Source organism: Flavobacterium sp., assembly GCF_017744675.1.
In the GTDB taxonomy this organism is placed as follows: Bacteria; Bacteroidota; Bacteroidia; order Flavobacteriales; family Flavobacteriaceae; genus Flavobacterium.
On sequence record NZ_JAGIAV010000002.1, the window covers coordinates 693,263 to 713,009 of the forward strand.

At 33.7% G+C, this 19,747-nt stretch carries 18 protein-coding genes; 13 read left to right on the top strand and 5 right to left on the bottom strand.

Going from position 1 to position 19,747, the window contains the following annotated elements; translation table 11 throughout:
* Positions 1–167: 167 nt before the first annotated feature.
* The 4 genes from J7574_RS08425 to J7574_RS08440 all read left to right on the top strand — a co-directional run bounded on the left by J7574_RS08425 (position 168) and on the right by J7574_RS08440 (position 4,454).
* Positions 168–1,097 carry a T9SS C-terminal target domain-containing protein gene (locus J7574_RS08425; protein ID WP_290966961.1) on the top strand — a complete coding sequence of 310 codons (930 nt, stop codon included), beginning with the start codon at positions 168–170 and terminating at the stop codon, positions 1,095–1,097.
* A 91-nt stretch (positions 1,098–1,188) separates the two neighbouring features.
* Positions 1,189–3,051 (top strand): ABC-F family ATP-binding cassette domain-containing protein, encoded by a 1,863-nt coding sequence (locus J7574_RS08430; RefSeq protein WP_290966964.1) that lies wholly within the window; start codon positions 1,189–1,191, stop codon positions 3,049–3,051.
* Between the two features lie 125 nt (positions 3,052–3,176).
* Positions 3,177–3,647, top strand: coding sequence for an FKBP-type peptidyl-prolyl cis-trans isomerase (locus J7574_RS08435; RefSeq protein ID WP_290966967.1), 471 nt, complete (start codon positions 3,177–3,179; stop codon positions 3,645–3,647).
* A 27-nt stretch (positions 3,648–3,674) separates the two neighbouring features.
* Positions 3,675–4,454 (top strand): O-methyltransferase, encoded by a 780-nt coding sequence (locus J7574_RS08440; RefSeq protein WP_290966970.1) that lies wholly within the window; start codon positions 3,675–3,677, stop codon positions 4,452–4,454.
* Between the two features lie 56 nt (positions 4,455–4,510).
* On the opposite strand, the gene J7574_RS08445 is transcribed toward J7574_RS08440, so the two are convergent.
* Entirely contained in the window at positions 4,511–5,176 is a 666-nt protein-coding gene (locus J7574_RS08445; RefSeq protein WP_290966972.1) for a DUF6565 domain-containing protein, read from the bottom strand.
* A gap of 288 nt (positions 5,177–5,464) precedes the next feature.
* Between J7574_RS08445 and J7574_RS08450 the strand changes: the two genes are divergently transcribed.
* From J7574_RS08450 to J7574_RS08480, 7 genes are all read left to right on the top strand, one after another.
* The gene (locus J7574_RS08450; RefSeq protein WP_290966975.1) at positions 5,465–6,157 is read left to right on the top strand and encodes an ABC transporter ATP-binding protein; all 693 of its coding nucleotides are present in this window, start codon (positions 5,465–5,467) and stop codon (positions 6,155–6,157) included.
* A gap of 82 nt (positions 6,158–6,239) precedes the next feature.
* Positions 6,240–6,809: a cob(I)yrinic acid a,c-diamide adenosyltransferase gene (locus tag J7574_RS08455; protein ID WP_290966978.1), complete on the top strand. Its 570-nt coding sequence runs from the start codon at positions 6,240–6,242 to the stop codon at positions 6,807–6,809.
* A gap of 239 nt (positions 6,810–7,048) precedes the next feature.
* Positions 7,049–7,270: a DUF2795 domain-containing protein gene (locus tag J7574_RS08460; RefSeq protein WP_007138072.1), complete on the top strand. Its 222-nt coding sequence runs from the start codon at positions 7,049–7,051 to the stop codon at positions 7,268–7,270.
* An 86-nt stretch (positions 7,271–7,356) separates the two neighbouring features.
* Positions 7,357–10,698, top strand: coding sequence for a preprotein translocase subunit SecA (gene secA / locus J7574_RS08465; RefSeq protein WP_290966981.1), 3,342 nt, complete (start codon positions 7,357–7,359; stop codon positions 10,696–10,698).
* Between the two features lie 205 nt (positions 10,699–10,903).
* Complete coding sequence (locus J7574_RS08470) at positions 10,904–11,248, top strand: hypothetical protein (protein ID WP_290966983.1); 345 nt, start codon at positions 10,904–10,906, stop codon at positions 11,246–11,248.
* Positions 11,249–11,335: 87 nt separating this feature from the next.
* Positions 11,336–13,495, top strand: coding sequence for a TonB-dependent receptor (locus J7574_RS08475; RefSeq protein WP_290966985.1), 2,160 nt, complete (start codon positions 11,336–11,338; stop codon positions 13,493–13,495).
* Positions 13,496–13,543: 48 nt separating this feature from the next.
* Positions 13,544–15,139: a PepSY-associated TM helix domain-containing protein gene (locus J7574_RS08480; protein ID WP_290966988.1), complete on the top strand. Its 1,596-nt coding sequence runs from the start codon at positions 13,544–13,546 to the stop codon at positions 15,137–15,139.
* Between the two features lie 97 nt (positions 15,140–15,236).
* Here J7574_RS08480 and J7574_RS08485 read toward each other — a convergent pair whose 3' ends face one another.
* From J7574_RS08485 to cysC, 4 genes are read right to left on the bottom strand one after another with little or no spacing between them, the layout of a single operon-like run.
* On the bottom strand, positions 15,237–15,899 hold the full coding sequence (locus J7574_RS08485) for an RNA methyltransferase (protein WP_290966991.1): 663 nt from the start codon (positions 15,897–15,899) through the stop codon (positions 15,237–15,239).
* A gap of 60 nt (positions 15,900–15,959) precedes the next feature.
* Positions 15,960–16,928: a sulfotransferase family protein gene (locus J7574_RS08490; RefSeq protein WP_290966993.1), complete on the bottom strand. Its 969-nt coding sequence runs from the start codon at positions 16,926–16,928 to the stop codon at positions 15,960–15,962.
* A gap of 1 nt (position 16,929) precedes the next feature.
* The gene (locus tag J7574_RS08495; RefSeq protein WP_290966995.1) at positions 16,930–17,619 is read right to left on the bottom strand and encodes an aspartyl/asparaginyl beta-hydroxylase domain-containing protein; all 690 of its coding nucleotides are present in this window, start codon (positions 17,617–17,619) and stop codon (positions 16,930–16,932) included.
* A gap of 4 nt (positions 17,620–17,623) precedes the next feature.
* Positions 17,624–18,151, bottom strand: a complete 528-nt coding sequence (gene cysC, locus J7574_RS08500; protein WP_290966997.1) for an adenylyl-sulfate kinase — start codon at positions 18,149–18,151, stop codon at positions 17,624–17,626.
* A 166-nt stretch (positions 18,152–18,317) separates the two neighbouring features.
* On the opposite strand from cysC, the gene J7574_RS08505 reads away from it, so the two are divergent.
* On the top strand, positions 18,318–19,019 hold the full coding sequence (locus tag J7574_RS08505; protein ID WP_290966999.1) for an NAD-dependent deacylase: 702 nt from the start codon (positions 18,318–18,320) through the stop codon (positions 19,017–19,019).
* Entirely contained in the window at positions 19,016–19,708 is a 693-nt protein-coding gene (locus J7574_RS08510; protein WP_290967001.1) for a sterol desaturase family protein, read from the top strand. Before J7574_RS08505 ends, J7574_RS08510 begins: the two co-directional genes overlap by 4 nt.
* Positions 19,709–19,747: the final 39 nt, after the last annotated feature.

Consider the following 19,747-nt stretch of genomic DNA (forward strand, 5'->3'; position numbering starts at 1 on the left):
AAGTGTTTATAAAAAGCCAGAAAGAAAGAAATGTCCTATATTGTTACTTTTAAAACTTATTGGTCTTACCATAGGAAAAGTGGCAAATATTCTACATTACAACTAGCATAAGTAGTTTTTAAGGAATAAGAGCTACTTTTACGACATAAAAATGGAATATTGATAAAATGAAAATCATAGCTTTTTTGTTAATTCTTAATACTGTTACTGGTCAAAATTTTGGCCTCACAACTATTAAAAACGATAGCTCTTATAATTATGATTTAAAGAAATTAAAACCTCAATATTCTTTTCGTCTAAGCGATTCCATAAAAGAGACTTCGGGATTAATTGCTTTTGAAAATTTACTTTGGACACATAATGACGATCACGATACCACCATTTACGGTTTGGATACTTTAGGAAAAATTAAAAAGAAAATTAATGTTCCCGGAATTACTAATCATGATTGGGAAGAAATCTCGCAAGACAGCACACATATTTATATCGGTGATTTTGGCAATAATTATTCGGGAAATAGAACGGATTTGAAAATCTTTAAAATTGAAAAGAAATCTTTTTTAGACCAAAACCCGAAAATTGAAACTATTTCATTTACTTATTCCAATCAAACCGATTTTTCTCCATCAAAACCAAACAAAACTGATTTTGACTGCGAAGCTTTTATTGTTTCTAAAGACAGCATTTATCTATTTACCAAAGAATGGAAATCGTCTAGAACTTCAATTTATATCCTCTCAAATCAATCAGGAACTCAAGTTGCAAAATTAAAATCGACGTTAGACACAAAAGGCTTGGTTACAGGTGCAACTTATTTAGAAAACAAAAAATTAATTGCTTTATGCGGCTATACTAAAGTTGGAAAACCTTTTTTGTATCTGCTTTACGATTTTAAAAATCAAGACTTTTTATCTGGAAATAAAAGACGAATCGATTTAAAACTCCCTTTTCACCAAGTTGAAGGAATTGCAACAAAAGACGGACTTCATTATTTTATCACTAACGAATCTCTTGTTCGAAAACCTATTGTAAACAATCCTCAGCAAATTCATTATTTAGATTTGAGCGCTGTTCTAGGTTTGTATCTCCATAAATAATTCGCAAATGCGAGATAATAGTTTACTTTTGCAGAAAGTTATGTTTTAGAAAACATTCATAACCCATAATTTATAACTTACAATTACAAAAGTGAATTACTTATCTGTAGAAAATATATCGAAGTCATTTGGCGAAAGAGTCCTCTTTGACAACATTTCTTTTGGAATTAATAAAGATCAAAAAATCGCTTTTATTGCAAAAAATGGTTCTGGAAAAACTACCATTATGAGTATTATTAATGGTTTGGAAGAACCAGATACTGGTCAAGTTGTTTTAAGAAAAGGAATCAGAATGGCTTTCCTTTCACAGAATAATAACCTGCAAGATGAGCTTACGATTGAAGAAAGCATTTTTGCTTCAGACAACGAAACGCTTAAAGTTATTGAGGCTTATGAAAAAGCTTTAGAAAATCCTTCTGACGAAGAAGCTTACCAAAAAGCCTTCGATGCTATGGATCAGCATAATGCTTGGGATTTTGAAACGCAATACAAACAAATTCTTTTCAAATTAAAACTGGAAGATTTTAAACTGAAAGTCAAAAATCTTTCTGGTGGACAGAAAAAACGTCTTTCATTAGCTATAATTTTAATCAACCGCCCAGATTTATTGATCCTAGATGAGCCAACCAACCATTTGGATCTTGAAATGATCGAATGGCTTGAAAGTTATTTTGCTAAAGAAAACATCACTTTGTTTATGGTAACGCACGACCGTTTCTTTTTGGAACGTGTCTGCAACGAAATTATCGAATTAGATAACGGAAAATTATACCAATACAAAGGAAATTATTCTTATTACTTGCAGAAAAAAGAAGAAAGAATTACTTCTGAGAATGCAAGTATTGACAAAGCTAAAAACTTATTTGTAAAAGAATTAGAATGGATGCGCCGCCAGCCAAAAGCGAGAACTACCAAGTCTAAATCACGTCAGGATGATTTTTATATTATTAAAGAAAAAGCGCAAAGCCGACGTAAAGAAAATAAAGTTGAGCTTGAAATCAATATGGAAAGAATGGGAAGCAAGATTATTGAGCTTCATAAACTTTCTAAAAAATTCAAAGACCGTGTTATTTTGGACAATTTCAGCTTTGATTTTCAGCGTGGAGAAAGAATCGGAATTATTGGTAAAAACGGAACCGGAAAATCGACTTTCTTAAACCTTCTTACAGGTACGATTCCGCCAGATAGCGGACGCGTTGTAAAAGGCGACACTATAAAAGTTGGATATTATACGCAATCTGGAATTAATCCGAAACCAGGACAGCGTGTAATTGATGTTATAAAAGAATACGGAGAATATATTCCGTTAGCAAAAGGAAAAATTATTTCGGCTTCACAATTATTGGAGCGTTTTCTTTTTGACGCCAAAAAACAATATGATTATGTTGAGAAATTAAGCGGTGGAGAATTAAAACGTTTGTATCTGTGTACCGTTTTGATTCAGAATCCAAACTTTTTGATTTTGGATGAGCCAACAAACGATTTGGATATTGTGACGCTTAACGTATTGGAAAGTTTTCTATTAGATTTTCCTGGCTGCTTATTGGTAGTTTCGCACGACCGTTATTTTATGGATAAAATTGTCGACCATTTATTTGTCTTTAGAGGACAAGGCGAAATCGAAAACTTTCCAGGAAACTATTCCGATTTTAGAGCTTATGAAGACAGCGCCGATGTAGCTCAAAAAGAAGAAAACAAGGCGGAAAAAAAAGACTGGAAACAGAATAATCCAACTGGAAATCTATCTTTTAACGAACAGAAAGAATATCAAAAAATCGAAAGAGAAATTAAAGATCTTGAAGCCGACAAAGCCAAAATAGAACAATTATTCTCTGACGGTAAAGTTGCTGATGCTGATATTGAAAAGAAAGCAAACGAACTTCAAAATATAATTAATAAAATAGAGGCAAAAGAAGAACGTTGGTTTGAGCTTTCTGCTAAGCTTGAAGGATAGTTGTTTTTTGTTTCATGTTTCAAGTTCCAAGTTCCAAGTTCCAAGTTTTAAACTAAATTGAAAAAGCCAAAATTGTAACTGAGACTAATTTTCATATATTTACGCACATTAAAAAATAATACCACATGAAAAAATTATTCGCATCATTGTTCATCCTAACATTTTTTGTTTCTTGTGTAAGCGATTCAGGATTAGAAAGAATTCCAGAAAAAATAGATTATCGTGTAGAAAACGAAAAAGAAATTAATGATTATTTGACTAAAAATAATTTAACAGCACAAAAATCAAGCACTGGCCTACATTATATTATCACACAAGAAGGAACAGGAAAACAACCTACTTTACAATCAAATGTTACTGTTACATATAAAGGAACTTTAACAAACGGAACTATTTTTGACCAAAATACTACAGGAGCAACTTTTCCATTAAACAAATTAATATTGGGATGGCAGGAAGCATTACCACTTTTTAAAGAAGGCGGAAGCGGGATTTTGTTTGTTCCAGCACATTTGGGCTACGGAAGCAGCAAGGTTGAAAATATTCCAGCAGGTTCTGTCTTAATTTTTGAAATAAAATTAATTACAGTAAATTAATTTTATTAAAAATAGAATATAACCCGAATGCTTTTTCAAATAAAATCTTATCTAAAATTTCTTTGGCATTCTAAAAACGAACACGCTGTACATTCGCCTTTTGTTTTTAGTTTATTGACAAAATGTTTTTACGATAAGAAACCCAAACCAGAATATGCAATTTTAAAAAAGTACCGAAAATCGCTTTTGGAAAATAAAAATTTCATAGAAGTAACCGATTTTGGAGCGGGTTCTAGAGTTTTCAAATCCAATAGAAGGCAAATTTCTAAAATTGCGCAGACAGCCGGAATTTCGCCAAAACGAGCAGAATTATTATTTCGCGTAACAAACTACTTTCAGTCTGCAACTATTTTAGAAATAGGAACATCTTTAGGTTTAGCAACTTCTGCCCTAGCTTTAGGAAATCCCAAAACGAAAGTGGTTACTATTGAAGGTTGTCCAAATACGGCAAATGTTGCCCAAAAACAATTGGCTGAATTTGATTGCAATAATGTTGAAAATGTAATTTCAGAATTTGAATCTTTTTTAATTTCTGAAAACATTCAAGCTACAAATTATAATCTTATATATTTTGATGGAAATCATTCTAAAAAAGCAACTTTAGCCTATTTTGATCTTTTGCTGCCAACCATCGACAATGACTCGGTTTGGATTTTTGACGATATTCATTGGTCAGAAGACATGGAAGAAGCTTGGGAAATGATTAAAAACCATCCTCAAGTAAAAGTCACGATTGATACTTTTCAATGGGGATTTGTATTTTTTAGAAGAGAACAACCGAAAGAGCATTTTATAATTCGAGCATAAAAAAAAGACGATCATTTCAGATCGTCTTTTTTATTCTAATTCAAAATTTTCAAAATTTATTTTTTTGCTTCTTTGTTTTCTTCAGATTTAGCTCCCATTCTATTTACAGTGTACATAGGTGCAAACTTAATTTTCAAACCAGCAATTTTTCGATTATCCTCAGCCGTGAGACCTTCTTTTTCAACTGTATTTTTACGGCTGTCAAGAGCTTCATACATTAATTTAATTTCATCCCAGTCTTCTCTAGAATATTTGTCTTTATTATTTTCTACAGTATGAACAAACTGCTGGTAAACGCTATGAATGTTTTTAGCATTTACCCAGCTAAAACTCATATCATCACCAATTCTTCCTGCACCAAATAAAGCATCTCTTAATTGCTGTTTTGGACTAGGAGCTGGGGCTGGAGGGGCAAATTGGGCGGTAATTTCATTTTTAAATTCTTCGTACTTAATTTTACTTGCATTTATTTTTTCTGTCGCTGCAGCATTATCTTTAATATCGGCCAAAGCAGCTTGAGCTTCCTGAGATCTTCTGTCATATTCGGCTTCTACACTTTTCCAATTGTCTTTTAAATCGGCTGCAGCCACATTTTTAACAGAGTCTACATATATTACGTAGTTTTCTACTGTTTTTTGAGCTTTCTCTTGTTTTTCATCTTTACACGATGTTAATCCTAGCACTAATACGGCAATTCCTGTAGCTATTTTGATATTTTTCATAATCTTGATTATTTTAATTAATTAATCAAATTTACCCATTACAAAACTTAAAAAATTACATTATTATCACATTTTTAAAAATAAAAACATTTTAAAACTATAAAAAACACTCAATACTGATAATTATGCAAAACAATCTCAAAAACATATAACTTTTTTCTTTTCGAAAAACATATACTCTATTGCCTTATTTATAAAAGAGCTTTTGTAACAAAATCCAATTCTGAACTACTTATCCTTTTTATTGAAAAGTGTTTTGTACTTTTAAATCCAAAATTGTAAAATGAGATGGCTGAACCATTAATTAAAATAACCGACATCAAACGAAATTTTATTTTGGGAAATGAAACGGTTTATGTTTTAAAAGGAATAGATCTAGAGATACAAAAAGGCGAATATGTTGCTTTAATGGGACCTTCTGGATCTGGAAAATCTACATTAATGAATTTATTAGGTTGCTTAGATACGCCAACTTCTGGACATTATGTTTTGAATGGAAAAGATGTCAGCCAAATGCGAGATGACGAATTAGCTGAAATTAGAAATAAGGAAATTGGTTTCGTTTTTCAGACTTTCAACCTTTTGCCAAGAACTACCGCTTTAGATAATGTTGCTTTACCCATGATTTATGCCGGTTATGGAAAATCGGAAAGAATTGCCCGTGCCACCGAAGTTTTAAAACAAGTTAATCTAGCCGACAGAATGGATCACCAGCCGAATCAACTTTCTGGAGGACAACGTCAGCGTGTTGCTGTTGCCCGAGCTTTGGTCAACAAACCTTCCATTATTTTGGCCGATGAACCGACTGGAAACCTCGATAGTAAAACTTCTGTAGAAATCATGAAGCTTTTTGGCGATATCCATGCTCAAGGAAATACGGTAATTCTAGTAACTCACGAAGAAGATATCGCTGCATACGCACATCGTATTATTCGTTTAAGAGATGGTTTGATTGAAAGCGACACGAGAAAATCTGTCTAACCGTTTATTTGGTTAATCGTTTAATCGCAAAAGAGAAAAACTTAGCATCTCAGCACCTTAGAACCTTAGCATCTTAATAAAAATGAAAGTATATACCAAAACAGGCGATAAAGGAACGACAGCTCTTTTTGGAGGAACTCGCGTACCAAAAGACCATATAAGAATTGACAGTTACGGAACTGTTGACGAATTGAATTCTTATATCGGATTAATTCGTGATCAGGAAATGGATTCGCATTATAAAACCATTTTAATCGAAGTGCAAGATCGTCTTTTTACTGTTGGTGCCATTTTGGCAACTCCGCAAGAAAAAGAAGTTTTAAAAAACGGAAAACTTCGCTTAGAAAATCTTGGCATAATTGACTCTGATATTGAATTACTCGAAAACGAAATAGATAAAATGGACGAAAGTCTTCCGCCAATGACTCATTTTGTTTTACCAGGAGGCCACCCAACCGTGTCACATTGTCATATAGCACGCTGTATTTGTCGTAGAGCAGAACGTTTAGCAGTGCATTTAAGTCATAATGAGCATGTTCCTGAAATTGCAATTACCTACTTAAACCGACTTTCTGACTACCTTTTTGTCTTGGCACGAAAGTTGTCCTCTGACTTAAAAGCGGACGAGGTGAAATGGATACCCAGAAAATAAATCTTCTGGAAATTCCAAATTTTTGAAATCCCAAATTCCAAGGAAAAAAGTAAAAATCCAGGAATTTAAATTACATAGCAAAATTCCGAAACTAGGCGCTGTAACTGCCTTTTTTGGGGTTTGGAATTTAAAAATTGGAATTTAGCAATTGACGTTCTTAAATTTTATTAAAATAAATCAAAATTTACTTGTCTTTTTCAGTAAAAAATTTATTTTTGCACAAACTAAACAGATAACAGATGTATTGGACATTAGAATTAGCATCTTATTTAAGTGATGCGCCATGGCCTGCTAACAAAGATGAACTTATTGACTACGCCATTAGAGCTGGTGCTCCATTAGAGGTGGTAGAAAACCTTCAGTCAATCGAAGATGAGGGTGAGATATATGAATCAATGGAAGAAATTTGGCCTGATTATCCAACAGACGAAGATTATCTTTGGAATGAGGATGAATATTAAAAAATAAACCAAAGAAAAAAGTCTCATCATAGAGACTTTTTTTTTGGTTCAAATACATATTATATAATAAAGAAATACAATAAATCATGAGTTTCATAAACAGTATTATTAAAGTCTTTGTCGGCGATAAGTCGCAAAAAGATGTCAAAGCTTTACAACCTTACTTAAATAAAATTAAAACATTCGAAGCTCCTTTAATGAGTCTATCAAACGACGAATTAAGAGGAAGAACCGTTTATTTTAAAGATAGAATCAAAGAAGCTAGAGCTGATAAGGATGCTAAAATTGCTGCGCTTAAAGCTGAAGTAGAAAACATTGAAGACATCGATAAAAGAGAAGATATTTATGATGCTATAGATGCTCTTGAAAAAGAAGCTTATGAAATCTCTGAGAAAACTTTATTGGAAATTCTTCCAGAAGCGTTTTCTGTAGTAAAAGAAACGGCTCGCCGTTTTAAAGAAAACTCTCATATCGAAGTTACAGCAACTCCAAAAGACCGCGAATTCTCTGCAACAAAATCATATATTACGATTGATGGCGACAAAGCAATTTGGGCAAATAAATGGAATGCTGCTGGAAAAGATATCACTTGGGACATGATTCACTATGATGTTCAGTTAATTGGTGGTATGGTATTGCACGAAGGTAAAGTTGCCGAAATGCAAACGGGTGAAGGTAAAACTTTGGTTGCTACGCTTCCACTTTACTTAAACGCTTTGACAGGAAACGGAGTTCACTTAGTAACTGTGAATGACTACTTGGCAAAACGTGATAGCACATGGAAAGCACCTTTATTCGAATTCCACGGCTTATCTGTAGATTGTATCGATAACCACCAGCCAAGTACAGAGCAAAGAAAAAAAGCTTACGATGCTGATATCACTTACGGAACAAACAATGAGTTTGGTTTCGACTACTTAAGAGATAATATGGCGCACTCTCCAAGCGATTTAGTACAGAGAAAACACAATTTTGCCATTGTCGACGAGGTTGACTCTGTATTAATTGATGATGCTAGAACACCGCTTATCATTTCTGGACCAGTTCCTCAAGGAGATCGTCACGAGTTCAACGAATTGAAACCAAAAATCGAAAACTTAGTTGCACAACAACGCCAGTTAGCGAATGGTTTCTTAGCTGAAGCTAAAAAATTAATCAAAGAAGGTAATACAAAAGATGGAGGTTTCCAATTATTGAGAGCTTACAGAAGTTTACCTAAAAATAAAGCATTAATTAAATTTTTAAGTGAAGAAGGAATTAAACAATTGCTTCAAAAAACTGAAAATCAATACATGCAAGATAACAATCGCGAAATGCATAAAGTGGATGAAGCTTTATACTTTGTGATTGAAGAAAAAAACAATCAAGTTGAATTGACAGATAATGGTATCAAATACCTTTCTGGAGATACTGATGCTGATTTCTTCGTTTTACCAGATATTGGAACAGAAATCGCTGCAATTGAAAAACAAAAATTAGACAAAGACGCTGAAGCAGAAGCTAAAGAAAGATTATTCCAAGATTTCGGTGTAAAAAGCGAGCGTATCCATACTCTTACTCAACTTTTAAAAGCATATGCTTTATTCGAAAAAGATGTAGAGTACGTTATCATGGACAACAAGATTATGATTGTCGATGAGCAAACAGGTCGTATCATGGACGGTCGTCGTTACTCTGACGGTCTTCACCAAGCGATCGAAGCAAAAGAAAACGTAAAAATCGAAGCTGCTACTCAAACTTTTGCAACTGTAACATTACAGAACTATTTCAGAATGTACAGCAAATTGGCAGGTATGACCGGTACAGCTGTTACAGAAGCTGGCGAGTTATGGCAGATTTACAAATTGGATGTTGTTGAAATTCCAACCAACCGTCCAATTGCTAGACATGATAAAGAAGATTATATCTACAAAACAACACGTGAAAAATTCAATGCTGTTATTGAAGACGTTACCGAATTATCAAATGCTGGAAGACCGGTATTGATTGGAACAACTTCTGTAGAGATTTCAGAATTATTAAGCCGTATGCTTAAAATGAGAGGAATCACACACAACGTATTGAATGCTAAAATGCACAAGCAAGAAGCACAAATCGTTGAAGAAGCTGGTAAAGCTGGAGTGGTAACTATTGCAACAAACATGGCTGGTCGTGGTACCGATATTAAATTGTCTCCAGAAGTAAAAGCTGCAGGAGGTTTAGCAATCGTGGGTACAGAGCGTCACGATTCTCGTCGTGTAGACAGACAGTTGCGTGGTCGTTCTGGTCGTCAGGGAGATCCAGGAAGTTCTCAATTCTACGTTTCTCTTGAAGATAACTTAATGCGTTTATTCGGTTCTGAAAGAGTGGCAAAAGTAATGGACAGAATGGGACTTAAGGAAGGTGAAGTTATTCAGCATTCTATGATGACTAAATCTATCGAACGTGCTCAGAAAAAAGTAGAAGAAAACAACTTTGGTGTTCGTAAACGTTTATTAGAATATGATGACGTAATGAACTCTCAACGTGAAGTTGTGTACAAACGTCGTCGTCACGCATTGTTCGGAGAGCGTTTGAAACTGGATATTGCGAATATGCTTTATGATACTTGCGAATTAATCGTAAACAATAGTAAAGTAGCTAATGACTTTAAAGGATTTGAATTTGATTTAATTCGTTATTTCGGAATCACTTCTCCAATTTCAGAAGCAGATTTTGCTAAATTATCAGACATCGAAGTTACAGGAAAAGTATACAAAGAAGCTTTAGCATTCTATACAGAAAAAACAGAAAGAAGCGCAAGAGAAGCTTTCCCAATTATTAAAGGAGTTTACGAAGAGCCAAACAACCATTTTGAAAGAATTGTTGTTCCATTTACAGACGGAATCAAAACTTTAAATGTGGTAACTGACTTGAAAAAAGCCTATGATAGCGAAGGTGCTCAATTAATTGCTGATTTTGAGAAAAACATCACCCTTTCTATTGTTGATGAAGCTTGGAAAAAACACTTACGCAAAATGGACGAATTGAAACAATCTGTTCAATTGGCTGTTCACGAGCAAAAAGATCCATTGCTAATCTATAAATTAGAAGCTTTCAACTTGTTTAGAGGAATGTTGGACAACGTAAACAAAGAAGTTATTTCATTCTTATTTAAAGGTGATTTACCTGCTCAAAACGCTCCAGAAATTCACGAAGCAAGAGAAGTTCGTCAAAAAGAAAACTTACAATTAAGTAAAGACGAAATTCCAAATAGCGAAAGCATCAACCGTGAAGCTGGAGAAACACAACAGCGTCAGGTTACTGAAACTATCGTTAGAGATATGCCAAAAATCAACAGAAACGATACTGTTGTAGTTCAAGAAGTTGCGACTGGTAAAACAGAAACAATGAAATACAAAAAAGCAGAAGCTTTAATTGCTGCTGGAACTTGGGTTTTAATTAACTAATATTTTCTATACAAATAGTAAACATAAACAGACCCGACAGGTTTTTAAAATCTGTCGGGTTTGTTATATATACAAATTCCCTATTGTTGTTTTTTAACATTAAATCGCTAAAATCATTCTTGTAAATAATAATTAAAATGTATTTTTGCTCTCGAAAACAACGAAACACACTTTGAAACGACTTTTCGTCATATTTCTTTCCTGTATGCTATTAGTTCCTTCTTTTGGCAGTTTCTTTGTTTATACCTCATTCAAATTAAATCAAGAAGAAATTTCTAAAACGATTTGTGTGCAGCGTAAAATGGTTTTCAATACCTGTAACGGTCGTTGTGAACTTCAAAAAAGCTTAAAAAAATACGCTGACAACGAAAAAAGAATGCAAAACAATCTGAAAGAAAAAGCAGAAGTAGTTTACATTCAGACTCCAGTTTTAAACAACTTTAAATTAACAGGACTTATCGAATCAAAAGCAAAAATCTTCGCTTCATTCGACAAGAAACCTATTGCAATTGCAAATTCAATTTTTCATCCTCCATCCTATTTTATATAAATTTTAAAAGTCAAAATTCTAGGACTTACAGTTTATAGCTTACGGCCTAAAGCCTACAGCTTAAAGCTTTAATTTATATAATTCAAAATGAAAAAAATATACTTTACCCTATTAATTATGGGGCAATGTGTTCTTGCGCAAAATAAAACAACGCAAGACACAACCAAGTCGCAAGAACTTGAAAATGTTTTTGTAACCGCCAATCGTACGGCAACTTTAAGAAAAGAAACGCCAGTAGCCATAAGCAAATTAACTGCTAAAACGATCAATGAAACGAAAGCTACAGCCGTTTACGAAATTATAAACAAAACACCTGGCGTGTTGATGGTGAATTTAGGAAACGAACAGCATATGATGTCTATTCGCCAGCCTATGACCACAAATGCTTATTATTTATATCTGGAAGATGGATTGCCGATTCGCCCAATGGGAATTTTCAACCACAATGCTTTATTAGAAATAAACCAATACAATCTGCAAAGCATTGAAGTTGTGAAAGGCCCTGTTTCTTCTCTGTACGGACCAGAAGCTGTTGGAGGAACAATCAATTTGATTTCGCTAAAACCACCGGTTGATCCTGAATTTAAATTTGGAATTCAAGCAGACAATTATGGCTATAGAAGATTTCAAGCTGCTGGAGGTGCAACAGTAGGAAAAGTAGGTTTTCATATTGCAGGAATATCAAGTTTGCAAGAAAATGGCTGGATGACGTATTCTGACTATAATAAGGACAATCTGAATGCAAGAATTGACTACAACATTTCTCCTTCTACCCGATTGATAAGCAACACAATGTACGGAAAATACTATTCGGACATGAGTGGAACTGTAAACGAAGAATCTTTTAACAACAGAACTTACAAAAGCACTTCTGATTTTACGTATAGAAAATCAGATGCCTTAAGAACTCGTTTAACATTAGAACATGATTGGAATAGCAATTCTAGCAGTTATATTACCGCTTATTTGCGTGACAATAAATTAGGCCAGAATCCGTCTTACGGAATTAAATGGAGTCCAACTGTAAATCCAACTACAGCAAAAGGCGAAGTCAATTCGAACAACTTTAAAAGTTATGGCGCAATTGGACAACACACTCAAAAATTTGATTTCTTAAACACTAAAATTGTTGCTGGTGCTTTATATGATTATTCTCCTGTAACTTATTGGTCGTATGTAATTGATTTAAAAGCCAATTTAAACCCAGGACAGCCAGGAAAACAAACCGTTGATTCGTATGAAATCATTGCTGAACATCCAGATTCTAAACTTTCTGATTATACGGCAGATATTTTTAACACAGCTGGCTATGCACAAATCAGTTTTAATCCGATCGAAAAATTAGTGATTACAGTTGGCGGCCGATATGACAATATGAAAGTGAATTATGATAACGCTATTGATCTTTCTACAGGAAGTAAAGTATATGATAAATTTACTTTTAAAGCTGGAGCCAATTATAATCCAGTAAAATTTGCAGGTTTTTATGGCAATTATTCTCAAGGGTTTGCTCCTCCTGGAATTACTTCCATTTTTAGAGCTAAACCTGGAACTGGCGGCACATCTGGCGTTCCTGCTGAATTTTATTATAACCTAAAACCAGCAGATTTCGACAATTATGAAGTTGGAGGTTGGTTTTCTTTCTTAGAAAACAAATTAAATTTTGATTATGCTTTTTATTATATGGAAGGCAAAAATGAATTATTAAACATCAGACTTCCAGACAATTCAACCGATTATCGTTCTGCTGGAGAAACTCGCCATAAAGGAATTGAATTTGGCGCTTCGTACCGACCATCAAAACAATTTAATATTCGTCTTGGCGGAACTTATGCGCAACATACTTATGTCGATTTTAAACTTTCAGACAAACCGTCAGATCCTATTCAGGATTTAAACGGAAAAGAAATGCCGTCAGCACCAAAATGGTCAGGAAATTCAGAAGTGAGTTATTATCCAAATTGGCTTCCTAATTTAAGAACTTCTATTGAATGGCAGCTTGTGGGCAGCTATTATCAAGATCAGATCAATACTGTAAAATATGACGGTTACAATATTTTTAATGCGCGAATTGGTTACCAATGGAGAAAAATTGAGGTTTACGGAAACGTGCTAAATCTTACCGACAAATTATATGCTTACAATGTTTCCAGAACAAATGTTGCCAATGCACAACCTACTTACACAGCTGCTGCTCCAAGAACTTTTGTATTCGGAATTCAATATAATTTTTCATTAAAAAAATAATATTTAGCCACTCCCGATAGCTACTGGGAGTGGCAAAAAAACTAAACAATGAGTAAAGAAACTAAAAAAAAGTCTTCTAAGAAAGATTCTAAATTCATCAAAAAAGTCAAGCAACACATGTACAAATGGCATCGTGTTATTGGATTAATTACTATTGTTCCGGTAATTTTCTGGACATTCTCTGGTTTAATGCATCCATTTATGGCTCATTTTTTTAAGCCTGAAATTGCTCGTGATAAAATAGAACAACCCATTATCGACAAAAGCCAGTTGCATTATTCAATTCAGGAAGTTTTACTGAAAAATGAAATATCGCAATTTAAAAATTTCAGAATTGTCACTTTTAATAACGCAACTTATTATCAGGTAAAAACAATTCTGGGCGAGCTTTGGTATTATGATGCTTCTACTGCCAAAAAACTGGAAAACGGAGATCAAAAGTATGCCGAATGGCTTTCTCGTTATTTCTTAAACGACCAAAAAAGTGCCGTAAAAAATAGCGAAGTCGTAACCGAATTTACTTCGCAATACAAATACGTAAATCGTTATTTGCCCGTTTATAAATTAAGTTTTGACCGTCCAGATGGCATGCAAGTTTATGTAGAAACTTCATCGAGCAAATTGGCAACGTACAACCCTATTTCTAGGCAAACTTTCATCTGGTTTTTCGACACTTTTCACAATTGGTCTTTTATAGATGCCATTTCTAATAATAGTATTCGAATTATTACCATGATTTTCCTGCTGTCTATAATTGGATTTTCTGCCTTGAGTGGTATCTTAATTTATGGTTTGCTTTGGAAACAATTCAAAAAAACTGACAGTATAACGCCCAAAAAAGGCTTAAGAAAATACCACCGCCAAATCGGAATTTGGATTTCGCTTTTTACATTGACTTTTGCATTCAGCGGTGCTTATCATGCGACTACAAAATGGGCGCCTTATACTTTATCACAAATGGTTTATGAACCAACCTTTGTAACCAAAGAAATTCCTGAAGCAAACAATAATCTTAATTTAAATTGGAATCGTTTTCAAAATATAAGTATCATTACGCTAAATGACACTACGTATTACAGATGTCAATTGCTTGAAAAAGATACTAAAAGATTTAAAATGCCAAAATCAGATTCGAAATGGAATAAAAAAGAAGAGCCAAAATCTGAAGTGGTTTACATTAACGCAACAACCAATAAAATTGCACCAAATCTCGATTTAGAATATGCTGAATTTTTAGCTTATTATTTTACCGATGGAGCTCCAAAAGCTTCTTGTTGCGAAATGATCGACACTTCAGAAGATGATTCTCAACCTTCTTTTGAAAATATAAAATTGTTGGAATCAAAAGTTCTAACCGATTTTGAAAGCAGAGAATATGGTTTTGTCAACAAAAGGCTTCCTGTCGTAAAATTGGCGTATGACACACCTCAAAAAACAACTTATTTTATTGAAACCTCAACATCGAGATTGGCAGCAGTTATCAATAATTCAGATCGAGTTGAAGGTTACTCGTTTGCCATTTTGCATAAATTCTTATTTATGGACTGGGCAGGAAAAAATATTCGAGATTTAGCAACCGTTTTGGCTGCGCTTTCGATCTTAATTGTGAGTGTTTTAGGTTTTATTCTTTTCTTGAAAAAGTAACTAAAAAGATGCTAAGATACTAAGATACTAAGGTTCTAAGATACTAAGTTTTTTTCTTAGAACCTTAGCACCTTAGTCCCTCAGAACCTCAAAAAACTTATCTCGGATTATCTTGATAATATCTCGCTTCAATTCGTTTTATATCTCTTATAGAGTTTTTAGCCCAGTCTAAGCGTTTGGCTAAAATTTCTTCTTCTGTCAATTTCCAATTAATATCAGATCTGCGAAGTCTGTTGGTTAAACTTTGAATGATAATTGCGGCTGAAACAGAAATGTTCAAACTTTCTGTAAAACCAACCATTGGTATTTTTAAGAAACCATCGGCATTGTCCATAATTTCTTGTGACAATCCTTCTTTTTCTGTTCCGAAGAATAAAGCGCTTGGTTTTGTGATATCAAAATCTTCCAACATACAATCTTTCTCATGCGGAGTTGTGGCAATAATTTGATATCCTTTACTTCTCAAATCAGAAAGACATCCCGAAACCGAATCAAATCTATTAATGTCAACCCATTTTTGGGCGCCTAAAGCAATTTCTTTGTCTATTCGTTTTCCAAAACGCTGTTCGATTACATTCAATTCCTGAATTCCGAAAACTTCACAGCTTCGCATTACAGCGCTTGTATTATGCATTTGGTAAACATCTTCTACTGCAACTGTAAAATGCTTGGTTCTATTTTCTAGTACTTTTAAAAAATTAGCTTTTCTATTTTCGGTCAATATATTTTCTAAGAATGTGAGGTAATCTAAATCAATCATTTTATTTATGTTTGGCGCAAAAATAATAAATAAAAGAGAAAGAAGACTTCAACTGATTTTTCAGCCTACCAAATCTTTCCTAAAATTGGCATTCAATTTTTCATGCAATAGATAGAGCTGATTCAAATCTACAGACAAAACATCCTCTTTATAAGAATCTCCAGTAAAAACAGCACTTTCATTTTTAGAATGTTTTTTAAGACGTTCTAGCATCGCATTTAATTCATTTTCAAGAAAGTTGACATTTATAAAAGCTATAAATTGTTCGATCACATCTTTCATTCCGTCATTATAATTCAACATGATTACATTTTGGTCTCTGTCATAAAAATCCAGAAAAGCTTGGAAATATTTTTCTAAAACTAAAGCTTGATATTGCCTAAAATTCAACTCTTCAATCTCTTTAGAAGTAATTCCGAAAACACTTGGCGGAATTATACTTGCAACCATATGCATTCCTGCCATCTTTTGGTGCGACCTTAAAACATCTGCTGGATTTCGGTACAACAATGCAAAAGGAATTTCAGGAAAAATCGATCTTAAATAAGAAGCTTTAAAAATACTCCAGGCATCCAATTTTATAATTAAATGCTTTTGTTCTGGAAATCTTTTCTGTCCCAGGAATCTTAAAACCGATTGCAGCAAAACTGTTTTGGTATGCTCCTCAAAAGCATCACTTCTCAAAATCTGATCTATGAGAGGCGCTTCAGAAACCATTATATTTTCTGGTGAAGTTGCAAGAGACTGACTCAACATTGTAGATCCGCATCTTGACACATGAAAAACCAATCCTTTTAAGTCAACAAAATCCAATTCTTTCGACCAATCAATAATATTTGCGGCTGTACTTATTAATTTAAATCGCTTTGAATTATAACTGTGGCTTTTACATTTTGCAATGGTTTCTTCAAAAAAAGGCTCTGCAAAGGGTATATCGGCCAAATAAAGCCATTCGAAATACACTTCATTATTTTTTTTGACCAATTTAATCGGAATCCAATTGGAAATAAGCTCTTTTATATTTTCCATTTTATGAGTTCATTTGTGATTGAAGTTCGGCAATAATTTTAGCATTCGTTTCTGATGGATTTCTAGAAAGCTCGGCAATAATTTTTTGTTTCACTTCATCTGAATGTTCATCTTTAGGCACATAATTCACATCAAAACCCATTTTAGAAAACAATCGATCTGACCATTCATTTCTTATACAATCTAGCGTCAAATGAATTCTCGGCTCCGAACTTTTGTTCTGCACACTATGCGGCAACTGGAAATTGGCATACCAGCACTCACCCATTTTCATTGGAACCAATTGGTGATTTACATAAAAATAAACTTCAGAATTGGTAATAATAGGAACATGAATCCTGAAAAATCCCTCTTCATACGAAGTATCATTATCAACATGCTCTTTAATTTCGCTGTTAGGTCCAAGTCTTAATAGCCTCACCGCTTCTTTCTCACACTCAAACCAATCCATTATTTCTTTAAAATAAGGACAGCTTTCAAGCAAAGGCGTATTTTTATATTCTTTGTCTGGAAAAGAAAGAATATCATTTTCTAAACCCGATTGCGAACGCAAAGAAACGCTTGTCCATTTTCCTTCGTATCGATAGGTATTAAAATGCGGTGTCCACAAATTGGTTTCGCAAGTCAGTAAATCGTTTTGCAGTTTTTCTATCGAAAAAGAAATCGGGAGCTGGCAAGAAGAAGGATTCATAACCTTAAAAATTTAAATTGCTAATTATAAAATTATACAGTTTATGAGTAGAAACCGATACCGTTTCAGAATCTGTTTTTAATACTAAATCTGCTTTTTCTGGAACTTCATAAACATCTGTTATTCCGGTGAAATTTCTAATTTTATTCACATGATCTTCTGGCAGTAAGGCTCTTTTGTATAATCCTTTCGGATCTCTTTCGATCAAATTAGAAATGGCGCAATCCAGAAAAACCGTTTTTACAAATTCAAAAGACCTTAGTTCATTTCTAACATTTTCATACGGATTGATAACCGACATCAAAACAATTTTCTTCTCTTCAATAAGATTTCTTCCAACATTAAAAAGGCGCCTTACGTTTTCGCAGCGATCTTCTTTAGAAAACCCCAAATCTTTACAAATGGTTTGTCGGTATACATCGCCATCTACTATTTCTGCTTCATAATTATTTTGAAGCAAAAGATGCTTAACATTCTCTGCCAATGTCGTTTTTCCCGAGCCGGACAACCCTGTAAACTGAATTAAAATCATTTTGCATCACTTTTATCAAACGCAACATTAAAACTAAACAATTCAGAACGAGACAGAAAGAGTATAAATACCCTTTATTTTCTATAAAAATGCCTCGTTAATCCTTTGCATTTACTAAACATTTAAACGAAGAAATCACTATTTTTATCTTTTAATAAAACTAAGAATGAAAAAGAAACTTGTTGTTTTAACAGGAGCAGGAATCAGTGCTGAAAGCGGAATTAAAACTTTTCGCGATAGCGATGGTCTATGGGAAGGACATGATGTAATGGAAGTTGCAACTCCAGAAGGCTGGCATAAAAACCAAGAATTGGTTCTGGATTTTTATAACAAAAGACGCCAACAATTAAAAGAAGTAAATCCGAATCTTGGCCATATCATTCTGGCTGAACTGGAAAAAGATTTTGATGTACAGATTATTACGCAAAATGTGGATGATCTTCACGAACGTGCAGGAAGCACAAACGTTTTGCATTTGCATGGCGAATTATTAAAAGTGAGAAGTACACGAAATAAAAATCTAATTTTAGATTGGACCGAAGATTTGCTTACGGGAGATTTAGACGCAAACGGACATCAATTGCGCCCACATATTGTTTGGTTTGGCGAAGAAGTTCCTGCACTCGAAGAGGCAATTGATATTACCGAAACTGCAGATTATTTTGCTGTAATCGGAACTTCATTACAAGTTTATCCTGCAGCTGGTTTGATCGCTTATACGCCAAGTACAACCCCAGTTTTTTATATTGATCCGAAACCTATTGCCATTCCGAATCTTAGAAATAAAGTGGAAACTATTGCAAAATTTGCTTCTGAAGGGGTTGCCGATATGAGAGAAAAATTATTGAACTTAGAAAAAACCACATGATTTTTGAAAGCTGGTTACAGCAATTAACCCAATTTAATATCTTTTGGCTCTTTGTTTTCTTTTTAATAGAAAATGCAGTGCTGGTTGGATTATCTGTTTTAATTGGAAAATTATTAGAACCCGAGAACACCTTTTTAAAGAACAAAGATCGAAAATGGGTGCTTTCGACATTGCTTTGCAACACCTTTATCACTTTACTAGGTTTTGAATTGTATCGCTACGGAATTTTAAAAATAGATTTTTCAGCATCCATACAGCTTATCATTTTGGATACGCTTTTATTGATTCTCTTAATGGATCTTTTCATGTTTATCTTTCATTTTCTGGTTCATCATTTAAAATGGATGTACCCAATTCATAAATTGCATCATACTCATATCGAAACCAATGTTTACAGTTTGTATGTCCTTCATCCTATAGAAACTTTGGGTTTTGGTTTTATTTGGCTATTCTTAATTACGATTTTGAAGTTTAATTACCTGAGCATTATTGTTTACCTGGTTCTAAATCTGTCGTATGGAATATTTGGACATTTAAAGCGAGATCTATTTCCTGCTTTCTGGTACCAAAATTATTTCACAAAGTGGATTTCTACCACTAAATTCCATAATGATCACCATAAAAATGAGACTCGCAACTACGGCTTTTATTTCACAATCTGGGATAAAATTTTCAAAACCATAATTTAAGCACCAATATAGCTTTCAGAAGTTTTAACAATAGCTTAT

Excerpts from the sequence above, each read along its gene's own strand:
- J7574_RS08495 (WP_290966995.1), bottom strand. The coding sequence starts at position 17,619 with ATGAATCCTTCTTCTTGCCAGCTCCCGATTTCTTTTTCGATAGAAAAA.
- J7574_RS08440 (WP_290966970.1), top strand. The coding sequence starts at position 3,675 with ATGCTTTTTCAAATAAAATCTTATCTAAAATTTCTTTGGCATTCTAAA.
- cysC (WP_290966997.1), bottom strand. The coding sequence starts at position 18,151 with ATGATTTTAATTCAGTTTACAGGGTTGTCCGGCTCGGGAAAAACGACA.
- secA (WP_290966981.1), top strand. The coding sequence starts at position 7,357 with ATGAGTTTCATAAACAGTATTATTAAAGTCTTTGTCGGCGATAAGTCG.
- J7574_RS08445 (WP_290966972.1), bottom strand. The coding sequence starts at position 5,176 with ATGAAAAATATCAAAATAGCTACAGGAATTGCCGTATTAGTGCTAGGA.
- J7574_RS08455 (WP_290966978.1), top strand. The coding sequence starts at position 6,240 with ATGAAAGTATATACCAAAACAGGCGATAAAGGAACGACAGCTCTTTTT.
- J7574_RS08480 (WP_290966988.1), top strand. The coding sequence starts at position 13,544 with ATGAGTAAAGAAACTAAAAAAAAGTCTTCTAAGAAAGATTCTAAATTC.
- J7574_RS08470 (WP_290966983.1), top strand. The coding sequence starts at position 10,904 with ATGCTATTAGTTCCTTCTTTTGGCAGTTTCTTTGTTTATACCTCATTC.
- J7574_RS08510 (WP_290967001.1), top strand. The coding sequence starts at position 19,016 with ATGATTTTTGAAAGCTGGTTACAGCAATTAACCCAATTTAATATCTTT.
- J7574_RS08450 (WP_290966975.1), top strand. The coding sequence starts at position 5,465 with ATGGCTGAACCATTAATTAAAATAACCGACATCAAACGAAATTTTATT.
- J7574_RS08475 (WP_290966985.1), top strand. The coding sequence starts at position 11,336 with ATGAAAAAAATATACTTTACCCTATTAATTATGGGGCAATGTGTTCTT.
- J7574_RS08460 (WP_007138072.1), top strand. The coding sequence starts at position 7,049 with ATGTATTGGACATTAGAATTAGCATCTTATTTAAGTGATGCGCCATGG.
- J7574_RS08505 (WP_290966999.1), top strand. The coding sequence starts at position 18,318 with ATGAAAAAGAAACTTGTTGTTTTAACAGGAGCAGGAATCAGTGCTGAA.
- J7574_RS08425 (WP_290966961.1), top strand. The coding sequence starts at position 168 with ATGAAAATCATAGCTTTTTTGTTAATTCTTAATACTGTTACTGGTCAA.
- J7574_RS08435 (WP_290966967.1), top strand. The coding sequence starts at position 3,177 with ATGAAAAAATTATTCGCATCATTGTTCATCCTAACATTTTTTGTTTCT.
- J7574_RS08485 (WP_290966991.1), bottom strand. The coding sequence starts at position 15,899 with ATGATTGATTTAGATTACCTCACATTCTTAGAAAATATATTGACCGAA.
- J7574_RS08490 (WP_290966993.1), bottom strand. The coding sequence starts at position 16,928 with ATGGAAAATATAAAAGAGCTTATTTCCAATTGGATTCCGATTAAATTG.